The organism is Streptomyces paradoxus, from assembly GCF_014202475.1.
GTDB classification, from domain to species: domain Bacteria; phylum Actinomycetota; class Actinomycetes; order Streptomycetales; family Streptomycetaceae; genus Streptomyces; species Streptomyces paradoxus.
This window is the reverse complement of record NZ_JACHGV010000008.1, coordinates 46,384-62,910: the sequence shown is the minus strand read 5'-3', so window position 1 is coordinate 62,910 and position 16,527 is coordinate 46,384. Positions and strand designations below refer to the sequence as shown.

Below are 16,527 nucleotides of genomic sequence, written 5' to 3'. Positions count from 1 at the left end.
GCGTCAGGCCGGGCACGGCCCTTCCGGGGCCGGCCCGCTCGTCCCCCGCACCACCAGCTTGGGATCCAGCACCGCCTCCCGAGGCTCCCGGTCCCGCTCCTCCAGCCGCTCGACGGCGAAACGGACGGCGTGCTCGGCCATAAGGAGGGCGTCCTGGCGGACGGTCGTCAGGCCGATCGGCATCAGGTGGGAGAGGTGACTGTCGTCGTAGCCCACGACGGACAGATCGCGCGGAACCTCCACGCCCGCCCGGGTCAGCGCCATCAGCAGACCCATCGCGCAACGGTCGTTGCCGGCGAGGACGGCCGTCGGCAGCGGCCGTCCGCCGTCCCGCTCGGCCAGGAGCAGCCGGCCGGTCTCGACGCCGGACTCCTCGGTGTGGTGACCGGGAATGACCCGCGCCTCGGCCTCCAGCCCGTGGCGGCGCATCGCGGCCCGGTAGGCACGCCGGCGCTCCGCCGAGCCGGGGCCGCGCCCGCCGTCGATGTGCACGATCCTGCGGTGCCCCAGCTCCACCAGGTGGTCCATGGCCTGCCGGACCCCCTTGCCCTCGGCCGAGTGCACGAAGTCGACCCGGGCCCGGGGCACCCGGCGGCTGACCGAGACGGCGACCGTGCGCTGCCCGAGTTCGTCCAGGAAGGCGGGCTCGGCGTCCGGGCCGAGCAGGATCACCGCCTCGCAGCGGTGACTGAGCAGCGCCTCGACGGCCTTGGCCTCGCTGCGGCCGTGGGTCGCCCCGGAGAGCAGCACGTCGTAGCCGAGGCGTTCGGCCTCGGGGTAGATGCCCGTGATGAGGTCGGTGTGGAAGGTCTGCTGCACGGTGAACATGACGCCGAGCGTGCGGCTGCGGCCACGGGCCAGCAGCCGGGCCGCGTTGTCGGGCCGGTATCCGATCTCGTCGGCCACGCGCAGGACCCGTTCCCGGGTCTCCTGGCCGGCTCCGGCCTGGTTGCGGAAGACGATCGAGACGAGAGCGCGGGAGACGCCCGCCTTCTCGGCGACGTCCGCCATCGTGGGCCGCTGCCTGCCCGATGCATCCACCTGTGAACCCACCCTCCGACGCCGGACACCTTACGGGTTGCCCCGCACGCACCCCCGTGAGGGATCCTGCGATCTCCCGGCGACCAGCTATTGACATGACATTTGCACAGGGGTCATCGTACTCGAACTAGAGCGCGCTAGTAGCGCGCGACAGCAAGCGGGAACGCATCACCCTCGAGGCGGAGCTCCGGGGCGCTTTTCCTGACCATCTTCCGAGGAGTTCGGCATGACCGTACGTGTAGGCGTCATCGGCGCCGGAATGATCGGGCGGGACCACATCCGGCGGCTCACCGAGGTCGTCACCGGCGCCACTGTCACGGCCGTGGCCGACGTGGACACCGAGCGCGCCGCCGAGGTGGCCGCCGGGTCCGGTGCCGTCGCGCTGCCCACCGGCGCGGACCTCGTCGCCTCCCCCGAGGTGGACGCCGTCCTCGTCACGTCCTGGGGGCCCACCCACGCCGAGCACGTCCTGAACGCGATCGCCGCCGGCAAGCCGGTGTTCTGCGAGAAGCCGCTGGCCACGACCGCCGAGGACTGCCTGCGGATCGTCGAGGCCGAGCGGGCGCACGGCCGCCGGCTGGTCCAGGTCGGCTTCATGCGCCGCTTCGACCCCGGCTACCGCCAGATGAAGGAGGTGCTGTCGACCGGTTCGCTCGGCGCGCCGCTGATCGTGCACTGCGCCCACCGCAACCCGGCCGTCCCGGAGTCCTACCACTCCGCCATGGCCGCCCAGGACACCGCCGTGCACGAGATCGACGTGCTGCGCTGGCTGCTCGACGACGAGATCGTCTCCGCCCAGGTGGTCACCCCGCGCGCCACGAGCAGGCGGTTCGCGCATCTGAAGGACCCCCAGATCATGATCTTCGAGACGGCCTCGGGCGTCCGGATCGACCTGGAGGTCTTCGTCAACTGCCAGTACGGCTACGACATCCAGTGCGAGGTCGTCGGCGAGGACGGCCTGGTCCGGCTGCCCGACCCGGCCGCGGTCGGGATCCGCACGGCCGCCCGGCACGGCACGGGCGTGCTGCAGGACTGGAAGGACCGGTTCGCGGAGGCCTTCGACACCGAGTTCCGGGAGTGGATCGCCTCCGTGGCGGCCGGCACCGAGCCCACCGGCCCGTCCTCCTGGGACGGTTACGCCGCCACCGTCATCACCGACGCCGCCGTCCGGTCCCTGGAGGCCGGCGGGGAGACCGTCACCACAGACATGAAGCCCCGCCCCGCGTTCTACGGAGACACCGCGTGAAGATCGCCCTCGACCCGTACATGTTCCGCTCCCTGCCGATCGACGAGATGGTCCGCACGGTCGCCGAACTCGGCTATGAGTACATCGAGTTGTCGCCGCGCGCGGACTTCATGCCGTTCTTCCTGCACCCACGCGCGGACGACGCGCGGGTGCGGGAGCTGAAGCAGTCGCTGCGGACGCACGGCGTGCGCCTGTCCTCGGTGCTGCCGCTGTACAGGTGGTCCTCGCCGGACGAGACCGAGCGGCAGGCGGCCGTCCGCTACTGGAAGCGGATGATCGAGATCACCGCGGACCTCGAATGCCCGCTGATGAACTCGGAGTTCAACGGCCGCCCGGAGCGCGCCGCCGAGAGCGAGGCCGCGTTCTGGCGCTCGCTGGAGGAGTTGCTGCCGGTGTTCGAGCGCGAAGGCATCGCTCTGAACCTGGAGGCCCACCCGGACGACTTCTGTGAGGAGAACACCCCGGCCGTCGATCTCGTCCGCGCGATCGACAAGCCGTGGGTGAACTACCTGTACTGCGCGCCGCACTCCTTCCACCTCTCGGGCCCCTCGGAAGCCGGCGCGGACATCGCGGAGATGATGCGCTACGCCGGTGACAAGCTGCGGCACGTGCACATCGCGGACTCCTTCAACCACAAGGGCTCCAGCGGCCTGCGCTACATCCTCAACCCGCCCGGCACCCCGGCCCGGATCCACCAGCACCTCGACATCGGCCAGGGCGAGGTCGACTGGGACGTCTTCTTCGGCACCCTGCGCGAGCTGGGCTTCGACGGGGTCGCCACGGCCTGTGTGTTCGCCTGGGAGGAACGGGCCTGGGAGTCGTCGGCGTTCATGCTGGACCGCATCCGCAAGGAGCTGGCCTCCTAGGCGTGCCGCCCCGGCCTCAGCGTCAGGAGCTTGTGAGGATCACGAGCTCCTGCGTGGCCCGGGTCATCGCCACATAATGGTCGACGGCGCCCTCGACGCCGTTGCCGAAATCCTCCGGGTCGACGAGGACGACGAGGTCGAATTCCAGCCCCTTCGACAGCTCCGGGGTCAGTGACCGGACGCGGGGCGAGAGGGGCCGGAACGCGGGACCGCCGATCACGCAGGCGATCCCATCGGCGTGTTCGGCCAGCCACGTGTCGAGGACCGCGTGCAGCTCCGTGGTGGATCCGTGCCGGACGGGGACGCCGCTGCTGCGGATCGACGCCGGCACGTTGGCGTCCGGCAGCGCGGCCCGGATGACCGGCTCGGCCTCCGCCATGATCTCCGCGGGCGTGCGGTAGTTGATGCTCAGCGAGGCCATCTCGACCCGGTCAAGGCCGACCCGCTCCAGCCGCTCCCGCCACGACTCCGTGAACCCGTGCCGGGCCTGGGCGCGGTCCCCGACGATGGTGAAGCTGCGCGACGGGCAGCGCAGCAGCAGCATCTGCCATTCCGCGTCGGTCAGTTCCTGCGCCTCGTCCACGACGATGTGCGCGAACGGCCCGGCGAGCCGGTCCGGGTCGGCGGTGGGCAGGGCGCTGTCGTCTACCAGGGAGTTGCGCATGTCCTGGCCGTGCAGCATGACCAGCACGCCTTCGCCGTCGTCGTAGGTGTGGGCCTCCAGCAGGTCGTCGATGACGTCGGCCATGCGGTCCTGCTGTGCGGCGACGGCGGCCTCCTGCCTGCGCCTGCGCCGTGAGGCCTCCGGGTCGCCGAGCCGCTGGCGTGCCGCGTCCAGCAGCGGCAGGTCGGACACGGTCCAGGCCTGGGGCTCCTCGCGTTGCAGGGTGCGCACCTCGTCGCGGCCGAGCCAGGGCGCGCACATCCTCAGGTAGGCGGGAACGGACCACAGGTCCCCGACGAGGTCGGTCGCCTCCAGCAGCGGCCAGGCGCGGTTGAAGGCCGTGAGCAGTTCCCGGTCCCGCGACAGCGCCTTGCGGAGCGACTCTTCCGGGGCGTCGCCGTCGTGCTTGTCCACGAGGATCGTGAGGAGTTCCTCCCAGACCTGGTCGCGTGCCTCGTTGTGCGGCGTGCCGGGTTCCGCGGCCTCGAACGCCACGGCCCAGTCCCCGGCGCTCAGACGGATGTCGGACCAGTGGGTCGTGACCGTCATCGCCTCGGTCGGCGGCTCCTCGTAGAAGCGCACGGCCTTCTCGATCGCCCGCACCATGTCCGCCGACGACTTCAGGCGGGCCGCCTCCGGGTCGGTCTCCTCCCCCGCCGTGGCCCCCTCGTCGACGAGGTCCCGCAGGACGCAGGTCTGCACGCCCTCCTCGCCGAGGCTGGGCAGGACGTCGGAGACGTAGGACAGGTAGGGCCGGTGCGGGCCGACGAAGAGCACGCCGCCCCGGCGGTGCTGCCCGAGGCGCGGGTCGGAGTAGAGCAGGTAGGCGGAGCGGTGCAGGGCGACGACGGTCTTGCCGGTGCCCGGACCGCCGTCCACGACGAGGGCGCCGCGGGAACCGGCGCGGATGATGGCGTCCTGGTCGGCCTGGATGGTGCCGAGCACGTCCCGCATACGGGGCGAGCGGTTGGTGCCGAGGCTGGCGATGAAGGCGGACTGGTCGTCGAGCGCGGCGTGCCCGTCGAACGCGTCGTCGGTGAACACCTCGTCCCAGTAGTCGACGATCCGGCCGCCGGTCCAGCGGTACCTGCGGCGGCTCGCCAGGCCCATCGGGTTGGCGTGGGTGGCTCCGAAGAACGGCTCGGCGGCGGGGGAACGCCAGTCGACCAGCAGCCGTCGCCCCTCGCTGTCCGTCAGGCCGAGCCGTCCCACGTAGACGGGCTCGGAGCCGTCCGCGGCGACCATGTGCCCGAGGCACAGGTCCAGTCCGAAGCGGCGCAGTGCGCGCAGCCTTGCGGTGAGCCGGTGGATCTCGGCGTCCCGGTCCATCGCCTGCCTGCCCTTGCCGCCGGGGGCCCTGCGCTCGGCGGCAAGGCGGTCGGACAGTTCGGCGATGTTCTGTGCGAGGCAGTCGGCGATGGCGGCGAAGTGCTGTTCGTCCCCGGCGATCGACGCCGCGGCGGCCTTGTGCGCGAGGCGGTCGGGAAGATCGAACGCGCTCGTGGTCGCAGGGGTCACGTCATGCTCCCGTTTCCGCAGGTCCTGGGCTTAGGCCGCACAGTTTGCGGGAGCCGGGGGGCCTTGCCGCAAGTCCCCCTGTGGGCTATAACTTGAGACAGGCAAGGAGAGCACTCCTTGCCTTTCTTGTTGTCTCCCGGCCGTTTCCGTGTGGCACGCTCTTCGTCCTGGCAGCGTGGAGAGGCGGCGGCATGCGCATAGGACTGCTCGGCACCGGGCCCTGGGCACAGATGGCCCACGCACCCGCGTTGAGCGGGCACGAGAAGCTGGACTTCGCGGGGGTCTGGGGCCGTCGCCCGGAAGCCGCGAAGGAGCTGGCGGAGCGGCACGGCGTCCGCGCCTACGACGACGTCGACGACCTGTTCGCCGACGTGGACGCCGTGGCCGTGGCGCTGCCGCCCGACGTGCAGGCCTCCCTCGCGGCCCGGGCGGCGCGGGCCGGGTGCCATCTGCTGCTCGACAAGCCGCTCGCGCCGACGGTGGAACAGGCGCGGGCCGTGGTCGAGGCCGCCGAGGAAGCCGGTGTCGCCTCGATCGTGTTCTTCACGACCCGCTTCCAGCCCGAGTCGGCTGCCTGGATCGGCGAGCAGGCCGCGGTGCCGGGCTGGTTCACCGGGCGCGCCGAGTGGCTCGGGGCGGTGTTCACCAGCGAGAGCCCCTTCGCGACGCCGTGGCGGCGGGAGAAGGGCGCCCTGTGGGACGTCGGCCCGCACGCCTTGTCCGTGCTGCTGGCGGTCCTCGGCGACGTACGGCGCGTGACGGCGGCGGTGTACGGGCCCGGCGACACGGCGCATGTCGTCCTCGACCACGCGGGCGGGGCGTCGAGCACGCTCACCCTGAGCCTGACGGCGCCGCCCGCCGCGGCCGGTGCCGGTGTGGAGCTGCGCGGGGAGGCCGGGGTGGCGGTGCTGCCGGACGGCTCCGACGGTGCGGTGCCCGCGCTGATGCGGGCCGCGGACGCGCTGCTCGACGCCGCCCGGACCGGCCGCCCGCACGCCTGTGACGCGGCGTTCGGCCTGAGGGTGACGGAGATCCTCACGGCGGCCCAGGACCTGCTGGACGACAGGTCCTAGTCCGCGCGGCCGGGACGGTTCGCGGGCGGCCCGGTTGCCTACGCCGGGTCGAAGTTGAGCCGCTCCTTCACCACCGGGAAGCCGGCCTTGGCGAAGTTCGCCGCCATCGGGAAGTTGCCCAGGTCCGTGGCCGCGGCGACGAACTCCGCCCCCTGCCCGACCAGGAAGTGCGTGCACTCGGCCAGCAGGTCGTAGGCGTAGCCGTGGCCCCGCTGGTCCGGCAGGACGCCGATGAAGCCGATGCAGGGTCCCGACGGATTGTGGGCCGGGATGTGGATGCCGGCCATGTCGCCCTGCGGTGTGTACGCCACCTGCCACCACTCGCGCGGCGACGGGCACCAGTGGAAGAAGTCGAGTTCCTCCTGGGCCGCCCGGTCGAGTCCGCCCTGTTCGATGGCCTTGAGCGCGTGGGCGTCCAGGGTGACGGAGTGGATGCGGCGCAGCGCGTCGAAGAACACGGCGTCGTCCGGTTCGGCGCGGAACTGAAGACGCCCGGGCCGCTCGGGCAGGCCACCGGCGGGGGTCCAGCGGTACAGGAGGCGTTCGACGAGGAGCTCGTAGCCGGCCTTCCGGGCGGCGGTGACGCGGGTGTCGGCGGCGGCGCGCAGGGCCGGGTCGTCCCGCCAGCCGGCCGGCAGGTTCAGTTCCAGTTCGACCTGCCAGGGGGCGGAGCGCAGGAGGGCGGCGCCCGCTTCCTCCTCGCCCTCGGCGACGTCGAACCAGTTGAGGTTGACGGGCTCGGAGTCGTCGGGGCCGCCCCACCAGGCGCCGCGGGCGACGACCCGGCCGTCGCGCAGGGCCACCCGCTTCCAGTCGGGGCGGTGCCGGGTCAGCCGGTGGCCCTCACGGGCGCCGAGCGGGTCGGGCAGGGTGTCGAAGAGTTCGGCGTCGCTCGTGCCGAGCGCGCGGATGACCACATCGGTCATGGGGTGTCCTCCGGGACGTGTGCTGCTGAGAGCGCTCCCGGTCGGTCAGTCGAGGCACGCCGGGACAACGGGGAGGGAGCGCGGAAACGGTGTGAACTGCACGGCTCTGTCCTCCTTCCGCTGGTCTCGGGGCGTGGCGCGCCACACGCTACGTGATCTCCGGGGGGCCGTCCATCGGTTTTCCGGATTGGCCCAACACCCCCTTGAGAGGGACGTGTTCGGGGATCCTGCGGACGCCGACGCCGTTCCGGCCGGAGCCTGCGGCCGCCCGTGGTGGCGCGGGTCCCGGCGTGCGGCGGCCGGTCGGGCGTAGCAGCGTGGTGGTGTGAGCAGTGTGCGCGGCCGGCTGGCGCGGCGGGACCCGGACCGGCAGGGCTGGCTGCGCGGCGCACCGCCGCCCGGCTGGGCCCGGGTGCTGCCGTCGGCGCTGCTGGCGGGGGTGTGCGCGGCGGAGCTGATCAGCCCGGAGCCGCTCGACATCGGTTTCCTGCTGGGCGCCATCCCGCCGCTGGCCGTGCTGGCGCACGGCCCGGTGATGACGGCGGTGCTCGGCGCGCTGGTCGTGGTCGTGCTGACGGTGCCCGTCTTCAACCTCGACGATCCCGGCAGCACGGATCTTCTGACCGTGTGCTTCGTGTCGGTGCTGAGCGTGCTGCTGTCCTACGTCCGCAGCAGGCGCGACGCGCAGCTGGTCACCGAGCGGACCGTCGCCGAGGCCGCGCAGCGGGCCGTGGTGCCGCCGCTGCCGGAGCGGGTCGGGCCGGTGCGGTGCGCGGGGCTGTACCGGGCCGCGCAGCGCGGGACGCTGGTCGGCGGCGACTTCTTCGACGTGCGGGCGGGCCCCTACGGCGTACGGGCGGTGATGGGGGATGTGCAGGGGCACGGGCTGTCGGCCGTGGCCACGGTCGCGGCGCTGCTGGGGGCGTTCCGGGAGGCCGTGCTGGACCAGCCGGACCCGGAGGCGGTGGCGGCCCGGCTCGACCGGAGGCTGGCGGTGGACTCGGCGGGCGACCCGCACGCCGAGCTGTTCGCGACGGCGGTGCTGCTCGACTTCTCCGCCGACGCCCGGGTCGTGCGGATCGTGGCGTGCGGGCAGGCCGGTCCGCTGCTGCTGCGGGACGGGCGGGCCGTGGAGCTGGACGTCGAGCCGTGCACCCCGCTCGGTCTCGGTCTCGCCGGGGGCGCTCCGCCCCGGGTCGTCTCGGTGCCGCTGAGGGCCGGGGACCGGCTCTTCCTGGCCTCCGACGGGGTCACCGAGGCCAGGGACGCGGGCGGGGCCTTCTACCCCCTGGTGGAACGGCTGCCGGGGCTGGCCGCAGAGGACCCGGTCACGCTGGCCGAGCGGGTCTGGGCCGACCTCGTGCGGCACTGCCCGGACGTACAGGACGACGTCACGATGCTGGTGCTCGCGCCCCTTCCGCGGGACGGGCCCTGAACGACAGCGGCCGGCGGCGGCCCGCGATGCTGCCCGGGCCGCCGCCGACGGGGCCGTACGACGGGGCCGTCGTCGGCGCTCGCCGTACCGGCGAAGGCCGACAGGGCGGCACGGGCCAGGCCAGCCGCGGCGGTAACACGTGTGCGCATGGAATAACACGTGTGCGCAGGGAAAAGGACCGCGCTCTCCGGATGCAGGCCGCGCTCCCGGGGGGAATGGTGATATCGGACCCGTTTTTCAGCACCGGGGCCGCCCCGGCGATCCGGACCCTAGGAGCAGCGAACATGTCGACGTCAGAGCCTGCCGCATCCCGGCCGTCCGAGGACCGCGCCACCCCGGACCGCCTGCTCCACGCCCGCACCGGCACCGACGTGTCACCGGAGGACCTCGTCCTCGCGTCGGGCAAGGACATCACCCCGCGCAACATCGAGTGGGCCAAGCGCAAGCTGGCGGCCGAGGGCCCCGCGGCCCTGGAGAAGCTCCTGCCCTAGGCCGACCTCGGCACGCAGAATGCCACCGGCCCGGCGCGGATGCGCTCGGGTCCGGTGGCCTCGTGCGTGCCGGCGTGGGCTCACGCCGGCGGGCGGGTCACAACCTGCCGTCGCCCTCGGGAAAGACATCGTCCTCGGAAGGGGCGTCGTCCTCGGGCAGGGCGTCGTCCTCCACGACGTGCACGGCGGCCTCCTCAGCGCCGGCCGCTCCGCCGTCGATGCCGACGTCCGTCGCGACGGTCTCCTTCGTGGTGTCGGCGTGGGCGCCCTCGTCCGGGGCGACCAGCCGGCCGGCGCGGGCGGTGCCCGCCTCGGGGTCCACCGGTTCGCCGTCACTGTCCGGGGTGTCGCCCACACCGTCCCCGGCGGGCTCGGCGGACACGTCGGGGACCTCCTGGGCCAGCCGTTCGTCGAGGGTCTCGCCCTCGTGCTGCTCGGCGGCGGTGGTGCCGCGCTTGGTGACGCCGAGGGGCTTCTCCGGCGGTGAGTAGCCCTCGTCGAGAGTGTCGTCGTACGTCCGCTCGTCGACGGCGTCCTGCAGGTCCAGCGGCGCGGCGTCCTCCTGCTCCTCGTTGGTCCCGGTGGGCTGGTACACGTCGTCCGCCATCGGTTCCGAGCGCATCGGTTCCGTGCCCATCACTCCTGCCTTCCTGTCGCGCTGCTCGACTCGTTGGTCTCTCCTGTCCGTTCCGCGTTTCCCGTTACGCGGGCTTCAACCTCGGCGGATGCGCCCCGGCCGGGAGGGGGGATCGAACGCCCCTCGGGCCAACAGGAGTTAAAACCCTGGGCCGCTCCGGACATTACCCACCGGTCAATCTTGAAAGATCAAGGAGTGGGACTATCATCGCTCGCACACACACTGTGACCGGTTGCCGACGCGGCGGCAGCACGGTATCCACGACCCCTTTTTCATCGCTCCCGGGCCCGAGGCCATCCTCCTCCGTCCGGTGGCGAGCTCCACCCCACCCCCAACGCCCCGGGACGGCCTGCCCGCCTCCGGTCGTGCACAAGTGAAAGCAGCGCAACCATGAGCTACAGCAGGGGCAGAGGGCTGCAGGCCAACGTCCTCAGCACGTTCGACACCGTGGTGATGGCGGTCGCCGGCAGCGCCCCGGCGTATTCGCTGGCCGCTACCACCGCCGTCCTGGTCGGCGCGGTGGGGCTGGCCAGTCCTGCCGCCCTGCTGTACTGCGCGATACCCATGCTGGGCATCGCGCTGGCGTTCAGTTACCTCGGCCGGATCGACGTCAACGCGGGTGCCAGCTACTCGTGGGTGGGGCGCACCCTCCACCCCTTCCTGGGCTTCATCAGCGGCTGGGCCCTGGTGATCTCGGCGACGATCTTCATGGTGGCCGGATCGCTGCCGGCCGGGTCGATGACGCTCGCGCTCTTCGACGAGAAGCTGGCCGAGAACACCGCGCTGTCCACGGTGGTCGGCGCCGCCTGGTTCCTCGTCATGCTGCTGGTGGTGCTGGGCGGCGCCCGGCTCACGGTCCGGGCGCAGCTGGTCATGTCGGGTGTCGAACTGGCCATCCTGGCGCTGTTCGCGGTGCTCGCCTTCTTCCACACCGGCAACGCCCGCGCCTTCGACTGGTCCTGGCTCGGCTTCTCCCACTTCGACGGCATGGCCGGCTTCGCCTCGGGCGCGCTCATCGCCGCGTTCTACTACTGGGGCTGGGACGTCACCAGCAACCTCAGCGAGGAGACCCGCAACAGCCGCCGTACGACGGGACTCGCGGGCCTGATCGGGGTGGGCATCGTCTTCCTGCTGTTCGAGGTGTTCACCATCGCGGTGAACGTGATCCTGTCCTCGAAGCAGATCGAGGAGAACGACGCGAACGTGCTGGCCGTGCTCGGCGAGGAGATCTGGCCGGGCTGGGGCGGCAAGCTGCTGATCGTGGCCGTGATGCTGTCGACGATCGCCACGCTGGAGACGACACTGATCCAGGTGACGCGCTCGCTGTTCGCGATGGGCCGGGACCGTACGATGCCGGCGGCGCTGGGCCGGGTGCACCGCCGATGGAACACCCCCTGGGTGGCGATCGTGGTGGTCGGGGCGGTGGCGCTGGCGATGTTCATCGCCTCCAACGCCCTGGGCTCGGTGGGCGACATCCTCTCCGACGCCATCTCGGCGATCGGCCTGCAGATCGCTGTCTATTACGGGCTCGCCGGCCTCGCGGTGGTCGTCGCGTACCGGAAGATGCTGCTGACGTCCCCGGCCAACTTCCTCTTCGGCGGCCTGTGGCCGCTGTGCGGCGCCCTGTTCATGTTCTGGGTGTTCGTGGAGTCGCTGGGCGAGCTGTCCAGCGCCGCGATCACGATCGGCATCGGCGGCCTCGCGGTCGGGCTGGTCCCGATGCTCTGGTACTGGAGGCAGGGCAGCGACTACTACCGGCCCGCGAAGCTGGACGCCTCGCGCGCGGTCGAGGCGGACTACGTCCCCGGCGAACAGGACGCGCACGCCCGCGTCCACGAGGGTCTCTCCACCGACTTCTGAGGAGGACCCCGATGGCGCGAGGCAGTCTCAGACGTGGTTTCACTCCCGACTTCGACCCCGACTGCGGGGACACCGACCTCACCTCAGCCCGCCAGGACGTCGTGATCGGCCGCTGGCAGGGGCTGCGTGACCTGCTGGGCGCCACCGGCCGCGACTGGGCGGCCCGGGGGCACCGGATCCGGCAGCTCGCGCAGGTGTGCGCGGGCAGTTCGACGGTGGAGTCCTGGCTGTCGGCGGACGCCCACAGCGCCGACGCGCTGGTGCTGCGGGCGGCTACGGAGACGGCCCGCACCTTCAACGTGGCCATCGCGGCGGGACGGGGCGTGCCGATCGACCAGCACCGCGTGGACGCCGCGGTGCTGGCCTGCCTGACGGCGGCGGAGGCGTACCCGGAGGACCCGACGCCGTGGGTGTCGCTGATCTCGGTGGCGCGCCTGTACCCCTCCGGGGTGCGCCGGCAGGAACTGGGGCGCTGGTGGGACGAGTTGCACGGGCGCGATCCGTACAGCGTCGAGGGGCACCTGCAGGTCCTGCACTACTACTCGGCGCGCTGGCACGGCACGCACGGCCTGATGTACGACTTCGCCCGGGACGCGGCCGGGGTGGCGCCGCCCGGCTGTCCGCTGCCCGTGCTGGTGCAGTACGCCCGGGTCGAGGAGTACCGCTTCGCCCTGGACGCGGCACGGGGCAGGCACTCCGCCGTGGGCCTGTCGCAGCACTGGAGCCACGACGGTGCGGCGAGCGACCTGCGGCGGACCTGGCAGCGCTGGGTCATGAGCCGGACGGAGAGCGGGATCGCGCCCGCCGAGCTCCGCGACTTCAGCTACCTGGCCCACGCGGCCTGTTCCGCCGGCGCCAAGGACATCGCGGGTGTCCTGCTGGGCATGCTGGGGCCGCGCGCGACCCGCACCCCGTGGTCGTACACGGGCGATGCGGAGAAGCAGATCGTCAAGTGGCACAAGGAGCTCCGGCCGGGGGCGTGAGCGGCTGCTACGAGTGCTGTGGAGGGGCCAGGTCCCCCGACCACTTCTCCTCGATGCGCCCGACCCTCCACACCACGAGCGCCACCACCCAGGTGGCGAAGAACAGGGCGACGACGACGTAGCCGAGGATGTTGAGGTCGAGGCCGGAGATCCAGTCCCAGAACGGGCCGTGCAGGTCGAGCTGTTCGGCGAGGAGGCCGAGGAGCTCGACCGAACCGATCAGGAGGGCCACGGCGACGGACAGGCCGGTGATGGTGAGGTTGTAGTAGACCTTGCGGACCGGCTTGGAGAAGGCCCAGCCGTAGGCGAAGTTCATGAACGAGCCGTCGACGGTGTCGAGGAGGCACATCCCCGCGGCGAACAGGACGGGCAGGCACAGGATCGCGTACCAGGGCAGTCCGGAGGCGGCGCCGGAACCGGCCAGGACGAGCAGGGCGATCTCGGTGGCGGTGTCGAAGCCGAGGCCGAACAGCAGGCCCAGCGGGTACATGTGCCAGGGCTTGGAGACCGACTTGGTGACCCGGCCCAGCAGGCGGCTCATGAGGCCGCGGTTGTCCAGCTGCTCCTCCAGGGCGGCCTCGTCGTAGCGGCCCGAGCGCATGGCGCGGAACACCTTCCAGATGCCGGCCAGAATGACGAGGTTGACGCCCGCGATCAGGTAGAGGAACGCCCCTGAGACGGCCGTGCCGATCAGGCCCGTGACGTCGTGCAGCGTGGAGCCGCCGTCGCGGACCGGCCCGGCCAGGGTCTTCACGCCGAGCGTGAGCAGGAAGGCCAGGGCGAAGACGACGCTGGAGTGGCCGAGGGAGAACCAGAACCCGACCGACAGCGGCCGCTGTCCCTGCCCCATCAGCTTGCGGGTGGTGTTGTCGATGGCGGCGATGTGGTCGGCGTCGAAGGCGTGCCGCATGCCGAGCGTGTACGCGGTGACGCCGATGCCGACGCCGAAGGTCTGCGCGCCGATGGCGTGGTGCTCCGGGGCGACGATCGCGACGAGGGTGAACCAGCCGATCACGTGCAGGGTCAGGATGAAGGCCGCCATCCCCCCGGCCCTGGTCCACTCCCGCCGCGTCATGGAGGTGCGGACGCGGTGCCAGGCCGTGCGCTGGGCGGGGGCCGGGGCGGGGAGGGGCGGAGTGGACTCAGGGGCGGCCGTCATCGGGGGGAAGGTCTTTCTGTCGGATGAACGGCTGCGTCGGACAGCCTTGCGCCATCATCCAGCACCTGCAAGTCATGTGCAGTAAAGCCCGTGACAGGTCTTGTCCATGGAACCGAAAACTCCGTCGGCGGTCGGTACTTGCGGCCGGGTGTCACACCCCGGCGTTCGGTCCGTCCGGCCGGGTGTTCCGCTGCTCGACCATCTCGCGGCTGAGCTCCTCCGTCTCCCCCTCGGCCAGCCGCTCGAAGCCGTCCTCGGTGATGACGGAGACGATCGGGTAGATGCGGCGGGTGAGGTCGGGGCCGCCGGTCGCGGAGTCGTCGTCCGCCGCGTCGTACAGCGCCTGGAGTGCGGCCAGGGCCGCCTCGCGGCGGGACATGCCCGGCCGGTACAGCTTCTTCAACGCGCCCCGGGCGTACGGCGATCCGGACCCCTCGGCGTGGAAGCCGAACTTCTCGTAACGGCCGCCGGCGACGTCGAAGGAGAAGATGCGGCCCCGTGCGTCCTCGGGAGCGGCGGGGTCGTAACCGGCCAGCAGCGGGACGACGGCGAGGCCCTGCATGGCCTGGCCCAGGTTGTTCCGGATCATGGTGGCCAGCCGGGTGGCCTTCGCGGCGAGGGTCATGGGGATGCCCTCGATCTTCTCGAAGTGCGCCAGCTCCACCTGGTACAGCTTCACCATGTCCACCGCGAGCCCGACCGTGCCCGCGAAGGCGACCGCGCAGTGGTCGTCGGCGGGGTGCACCTTCTCCAGGTCGCGCTGGGCGATCAGGTTGCCCATCGTCGCCCGCCGGTCGCCCGCGAGCAGCACGCCGTCCCGGTAGGTGAGGGCCAGCACGGTCGTGCCGTGCGGGGCGCCCTCGGCCCGGACGCCGTCCGGGAGGACACGCCGGGTGCTCAGCAGCTCGGGGCGGTGGGCCGCCAGGAAGTCCGTGAAGGACGAGGTGCCCGGAGTGAAGAACTCCTCCCCCAGCCTGCCCTCATGGTCGCTCGCCGCCATGCCGTTCCCCCCTCGATCGTGACCGTCAACCGACTCCTACCTGAGCCGGACGGGCGGGAAACGTCACCTGGGGCGTCAGGAGCCAGGTGCGACACGGACGTCCAGGTCCGCGATCCGGTGGACGGGCCAGGAGCGGGCGTAGCGGGGCGGGGCGCCGCCGGCCGGTGCGAGGTGGGCGACCGGGAGGCGGTCCGCGGTGCGCAGGATGCCGGCCACGGTGATGTTCTCGTTGTTCCCGGACGTCGCTCCCGAGGAGCAACCGGTGTAGTAGCCGACGGGAATGGCCTCGTGACCGGTGAGCAGACAGGGCGGGCGGACGCCGAGCCGGTGCAGGGCCTCGGCGGTGCGGTCCCAGTCACGGCGGCTGTCGATGTTGCGGGACACCGCGCCGTGCAGAACGGCGAGTTGTACCGCGAGGTGTCCGGCCAGGCAGAGCGCGACGAGTGTGGCGGCCACCGGGCGCCAGGTCCCGCGCGGGGTTCTGACCAGGTGCCACAGGGCGTCGGCGACCGGGATCGCGAGCAGCGCGTAGGCCGGCTGGAGGAAGCGCGGCGCCGCGTAGCCGATCATGAAGAGGTACGGCAGCGCGGCCGTGGCGGCACAGACCAGCGGGACCAGGGTCCGTCCGGCACGCCCGGCCCGGACCGCGACGGCCAGCCCGAGCCCGGCCAGGACGGGCAGGGCGAACCACCAGAGGGTGACCAGGGGGGTCGGCATCGGCCCGGTGCACGGCCGGCACAGGGCGCGTCCGCCCAGGCTGCGCAACTGGTCGTCGACGGCGATCTGCCAGCCAAGACCGCCCTGGATCCGGGAGGCCTCCGCCAGCCGCTCCCCCAGCCCGCCGAAGCCGGCGTAGGCCTCGATCACCCACGGCACGGCACCGGCCGCCAGGCCTGCCGCCAGCACGAGCAGGAGGTGCCAGTGGCGGCGCACCAGGGCGAGGACGAGCAGCGGCACGGCCACGTAGGCCGCGTCGGTGGGGCGCATCCACGCCATGAGCGCGGCGCCGGCCGCGAGACCCCACAGGAGGCCTGGGGAGGAACGTTCCGCCCGGACCCGCAGGAAGCAGCCGACGCTGATCAAGGCTCCGATCGCGACCCAGTAGTTGGGCATGGCCTGCGGACCGTAGAAGAGGGTCATCCACAGGGAGGCGAAGAGGGCCCCGCCGACCACCAGGACGCGGGTCGGGAACAGACCCCGCCAGCAGCGCAGGGCCAGGTAGAGGGCGATGCCGGACAGCAGGGCGAGGTAGACGCGCAGCAGCGGGACGGACGACGACCAGGACGCGACGGGCGCGACCAGCAGCGAGACGCCGCGGGAGCGGGGGGCGCTGAAGAAGGCCGCGGGGTGGTGCGAGGTGACCTGGCTGACGTAGACGATCTCGTCCCAGCCGAGGCCCATGACGGGCCGCACGAGGGCGAGCTGCGCGAGGGTGAAGACGACGGCCAGCGCGGCGAGCGGCCTGCTGCCGCGCACCGCCGAAGCGGTGCGCGGCCCGGCGGGCTGTTCGCGTCTTCGCCTCCCGGTGAGGATGGCGTTGGCGCCCTCAGGCATGTTCCGCCCCTAACCCTGATGATCGGGAAACACGATCAAGCTAACCCGCGGGGCGGTGGCGTGCGGGGCGGTAC

The 16,527-nt window shown here is 72.2% G+C and carries 14 protein-coding genes; 7 read left to right on the top strand and 7 right to left on the bottom strand.

Translation table 11 applies throughout. The annotated features are described in order from the left end of the window. Nucleotides 1-3: 3 nt before the first annotated feature. Complete coding sequence (locus HNR57_RS25140) at nt 4-1,011, bottom strand: LacI family DNA-binding transcriptional regulator (RefSeq protein ID WP_184563133.1); 1,008 nt, start codon at nt 1,009-1,011, stop codon at nt 4-6. Nucleotides 1,012-1,267: 256 nt separating this feature from the next. Here HNR57_RS25140 and HNR57_RS25135 point away from each other — a divergent pair, with 256 nt between their 5' ends. Both HNR57_RS25135 and HNR57_RS25130 read left to right on the top strand, forming a co-directional pair. Continuing rightward, nucleotides 1,268-2,287, top strand: a complete 1,020-nt coding sequence (locus tag HNR57_RS25135) for a Gfo/Idh/MocA family protein (RefSeq protein ID WP_184563131.1) — start codon at nt 1,268-1,270, stop codon at nt 2,285-2,287. Next, the gene (locus HNR57_RS25130; RefSeq protein WP_184563129.1) at nt 2,284-3,153 is read left to right on the top strand and encodes a sugar phosphate isomerase/epimerase family protein; all 870 of its coding nucleotides are present in this window, start codon (nt 2,284-2,286) and stop codon (nt 3,151-3,153) included. The genes HNR57_RS25135 and HNR57_RS25130 overlap by 4 nt, the downstream gene beginning before the upstream one ends. Before the next feature lie 22 nt (nt 3,154-3,175). Here the strand turns inward: HNR57_RS25130 and helR are convergent, their stop codons facing one another. Further along, complete coding sequence (gene helR, locus HNR57_RS25125; protein WP_184563127.1) at nt 3,176-5,335, bottom strand: RNA polymerase recycling motor ATPase HelR; 2,160 nt, start codon at nt 5,333-5,335, stop codon at nt 3,176-3,178. Between the two features lie 191 nt (nt 5,336-5,526). On the opposite strand from helR, the gene HNR57_RS25120 reads away from it, so the two are divergent. Further along, on the top strand, nt 5,527-6,408 hold the full coding sequence (locus HNR57_RS25120; RefSeq protein WP_184563125.1) for a Gfo/Idh/MocA family protein: 882 nt from the start codon (nt 5,527-5,529) through the stop codon (nt 6,406-6,408). 38 nt (nt 6,409-6,446) lie between these two features. On the opposite strand, the gene HNR57_RS25115 is transcribed toward HNR57_RS25120, so the two are convergent. Beyond that, nucleotides 6,447-7,334 (bottom strand): GNAT family N-acetyltransferase, encoded by an 888-nt coding sequence (locus tag HNR57_RS25115; protein WP_184563123.1) that lies wholly within the window; start codon nt 7,332-7,334, stop codon nt 6,447-6,449. A 325-nt stretch (nt 7,335-7,659) separates the two neighbouring features. Here HNR57_RS25115 and HNR57_RS25110 point away from each other — a divergent pair, with 325 nt between their 5' ends. Continuing rightward, on the top strand, nt 7,660-8,769 hold the full coding sequence (locus HNR57_RS25110; protein WP_313674667.1) for a PP2C family protein-serine/threonine phosphatase: 1,110 nt from the start codon (nt 7,660-7,662) through the stop codon (nt 8,767-8,769). A 284-nt stretch (nt 8,770-9,053) separates the two neighbouring features. Further along, nucleotides 9,054-9,260, top strand: coding sequence for a hypothetical protein (locus tag HNR57_RS25105; protein WP_107457994.1), 207 nt, complete (start codon nt 9,054-9,056; stop codon nt 9,258-9,260). Nucleotides 9,261-9,357: 97 nt separating this feature from the next. Here HNR57_RS25105 and HNR57_RS25100 read toward each other — a convergent pair whose 3' ends face one another. Next, entirely contained in the window at nt 9,358-9,882 is a 525-nt protein-coding gene (locus tag HNR57_RS25100) for a DUF5709 domain-containing protein (RefSeq protein WP_184563700.1), read from the bottom strand. 405 nt (nt 9,883-10,287) lie between these two features. On the opposite strand from HNR57_RS25100, the gene HNR57_RS25095 reads away from it, so the two are divergent. Continuing rightward, on the top strand, nt 10,288-11,757 hold the full coding sequence (locus HNR57_RS25095; RefSeq protein WP_184563121.1) for an APC family permease: 1,470 nt from the start codon (nt 10,288-10,290) through the stop codon (nt 11,755-11,757). An 11-nt stretch (nt 11,758-11,768) separates the two neighbouring features. Further along, entirely contained in the window at nt 11,769-12,740 is a 972-nt protein-coding gene (locus HNR57_RS25090) for a hypothetical protein (RefSeq protein ID WP_184563119.1), read from the top strand. Between the two features lie 7 nt (nt 12,741-12,747). Here HNR57_RS25090 and nicT read toward each other — a convergent pair whose 3' ends face one another. The 3 genes from nicT to HNR57_RS25075 all read right to left on the bottom strand — a co-directional run bounded on the left by nicT (nt 12,748) and on the right by HNR57_RS25075 (nt 16,453). Continuing rightward, nucleotides 12,748-13,899 carry a Nickel transporter NicT gene (nicT, locus tag HNR57_RS25085; protein ID WP_184563117.1) on the bottom strand — a complete coding sequence of 384 codons (1,152 nt, stop codon included), beginning with the start codon at nt 13,897-13,899 and terminating at the stop codon, nt 12,748-12,750. A 151-nt stretch (nt 13,900-14,050) separates the two neighbouring features. Further along, complete coding sequence (gene prcB / locus HNR57_RS25080; protein ID WP_184563115.1) at nt 14,051-14,899, bottom strand: proteasome subunit beta; 849 nt, start codon at nt 14,897-14,899, stop codon at nt 14,051-14,053. 75 nt (nt 14,900-14,974) lie between these two features. Continuing rightward, nucleotides 14,975-16,453, bottom strand: coding sequence for a hypothetical protein (locus tag HNR57_RS25075; RefSeq protein WP_184563113.1), 1,479 nt, complete (start codon nt 16,451-16,453; stop codon nt 14,975-14,977). Between the last annotated feature and the right edge of the window lie 74 nt (nt 16,454-16,527).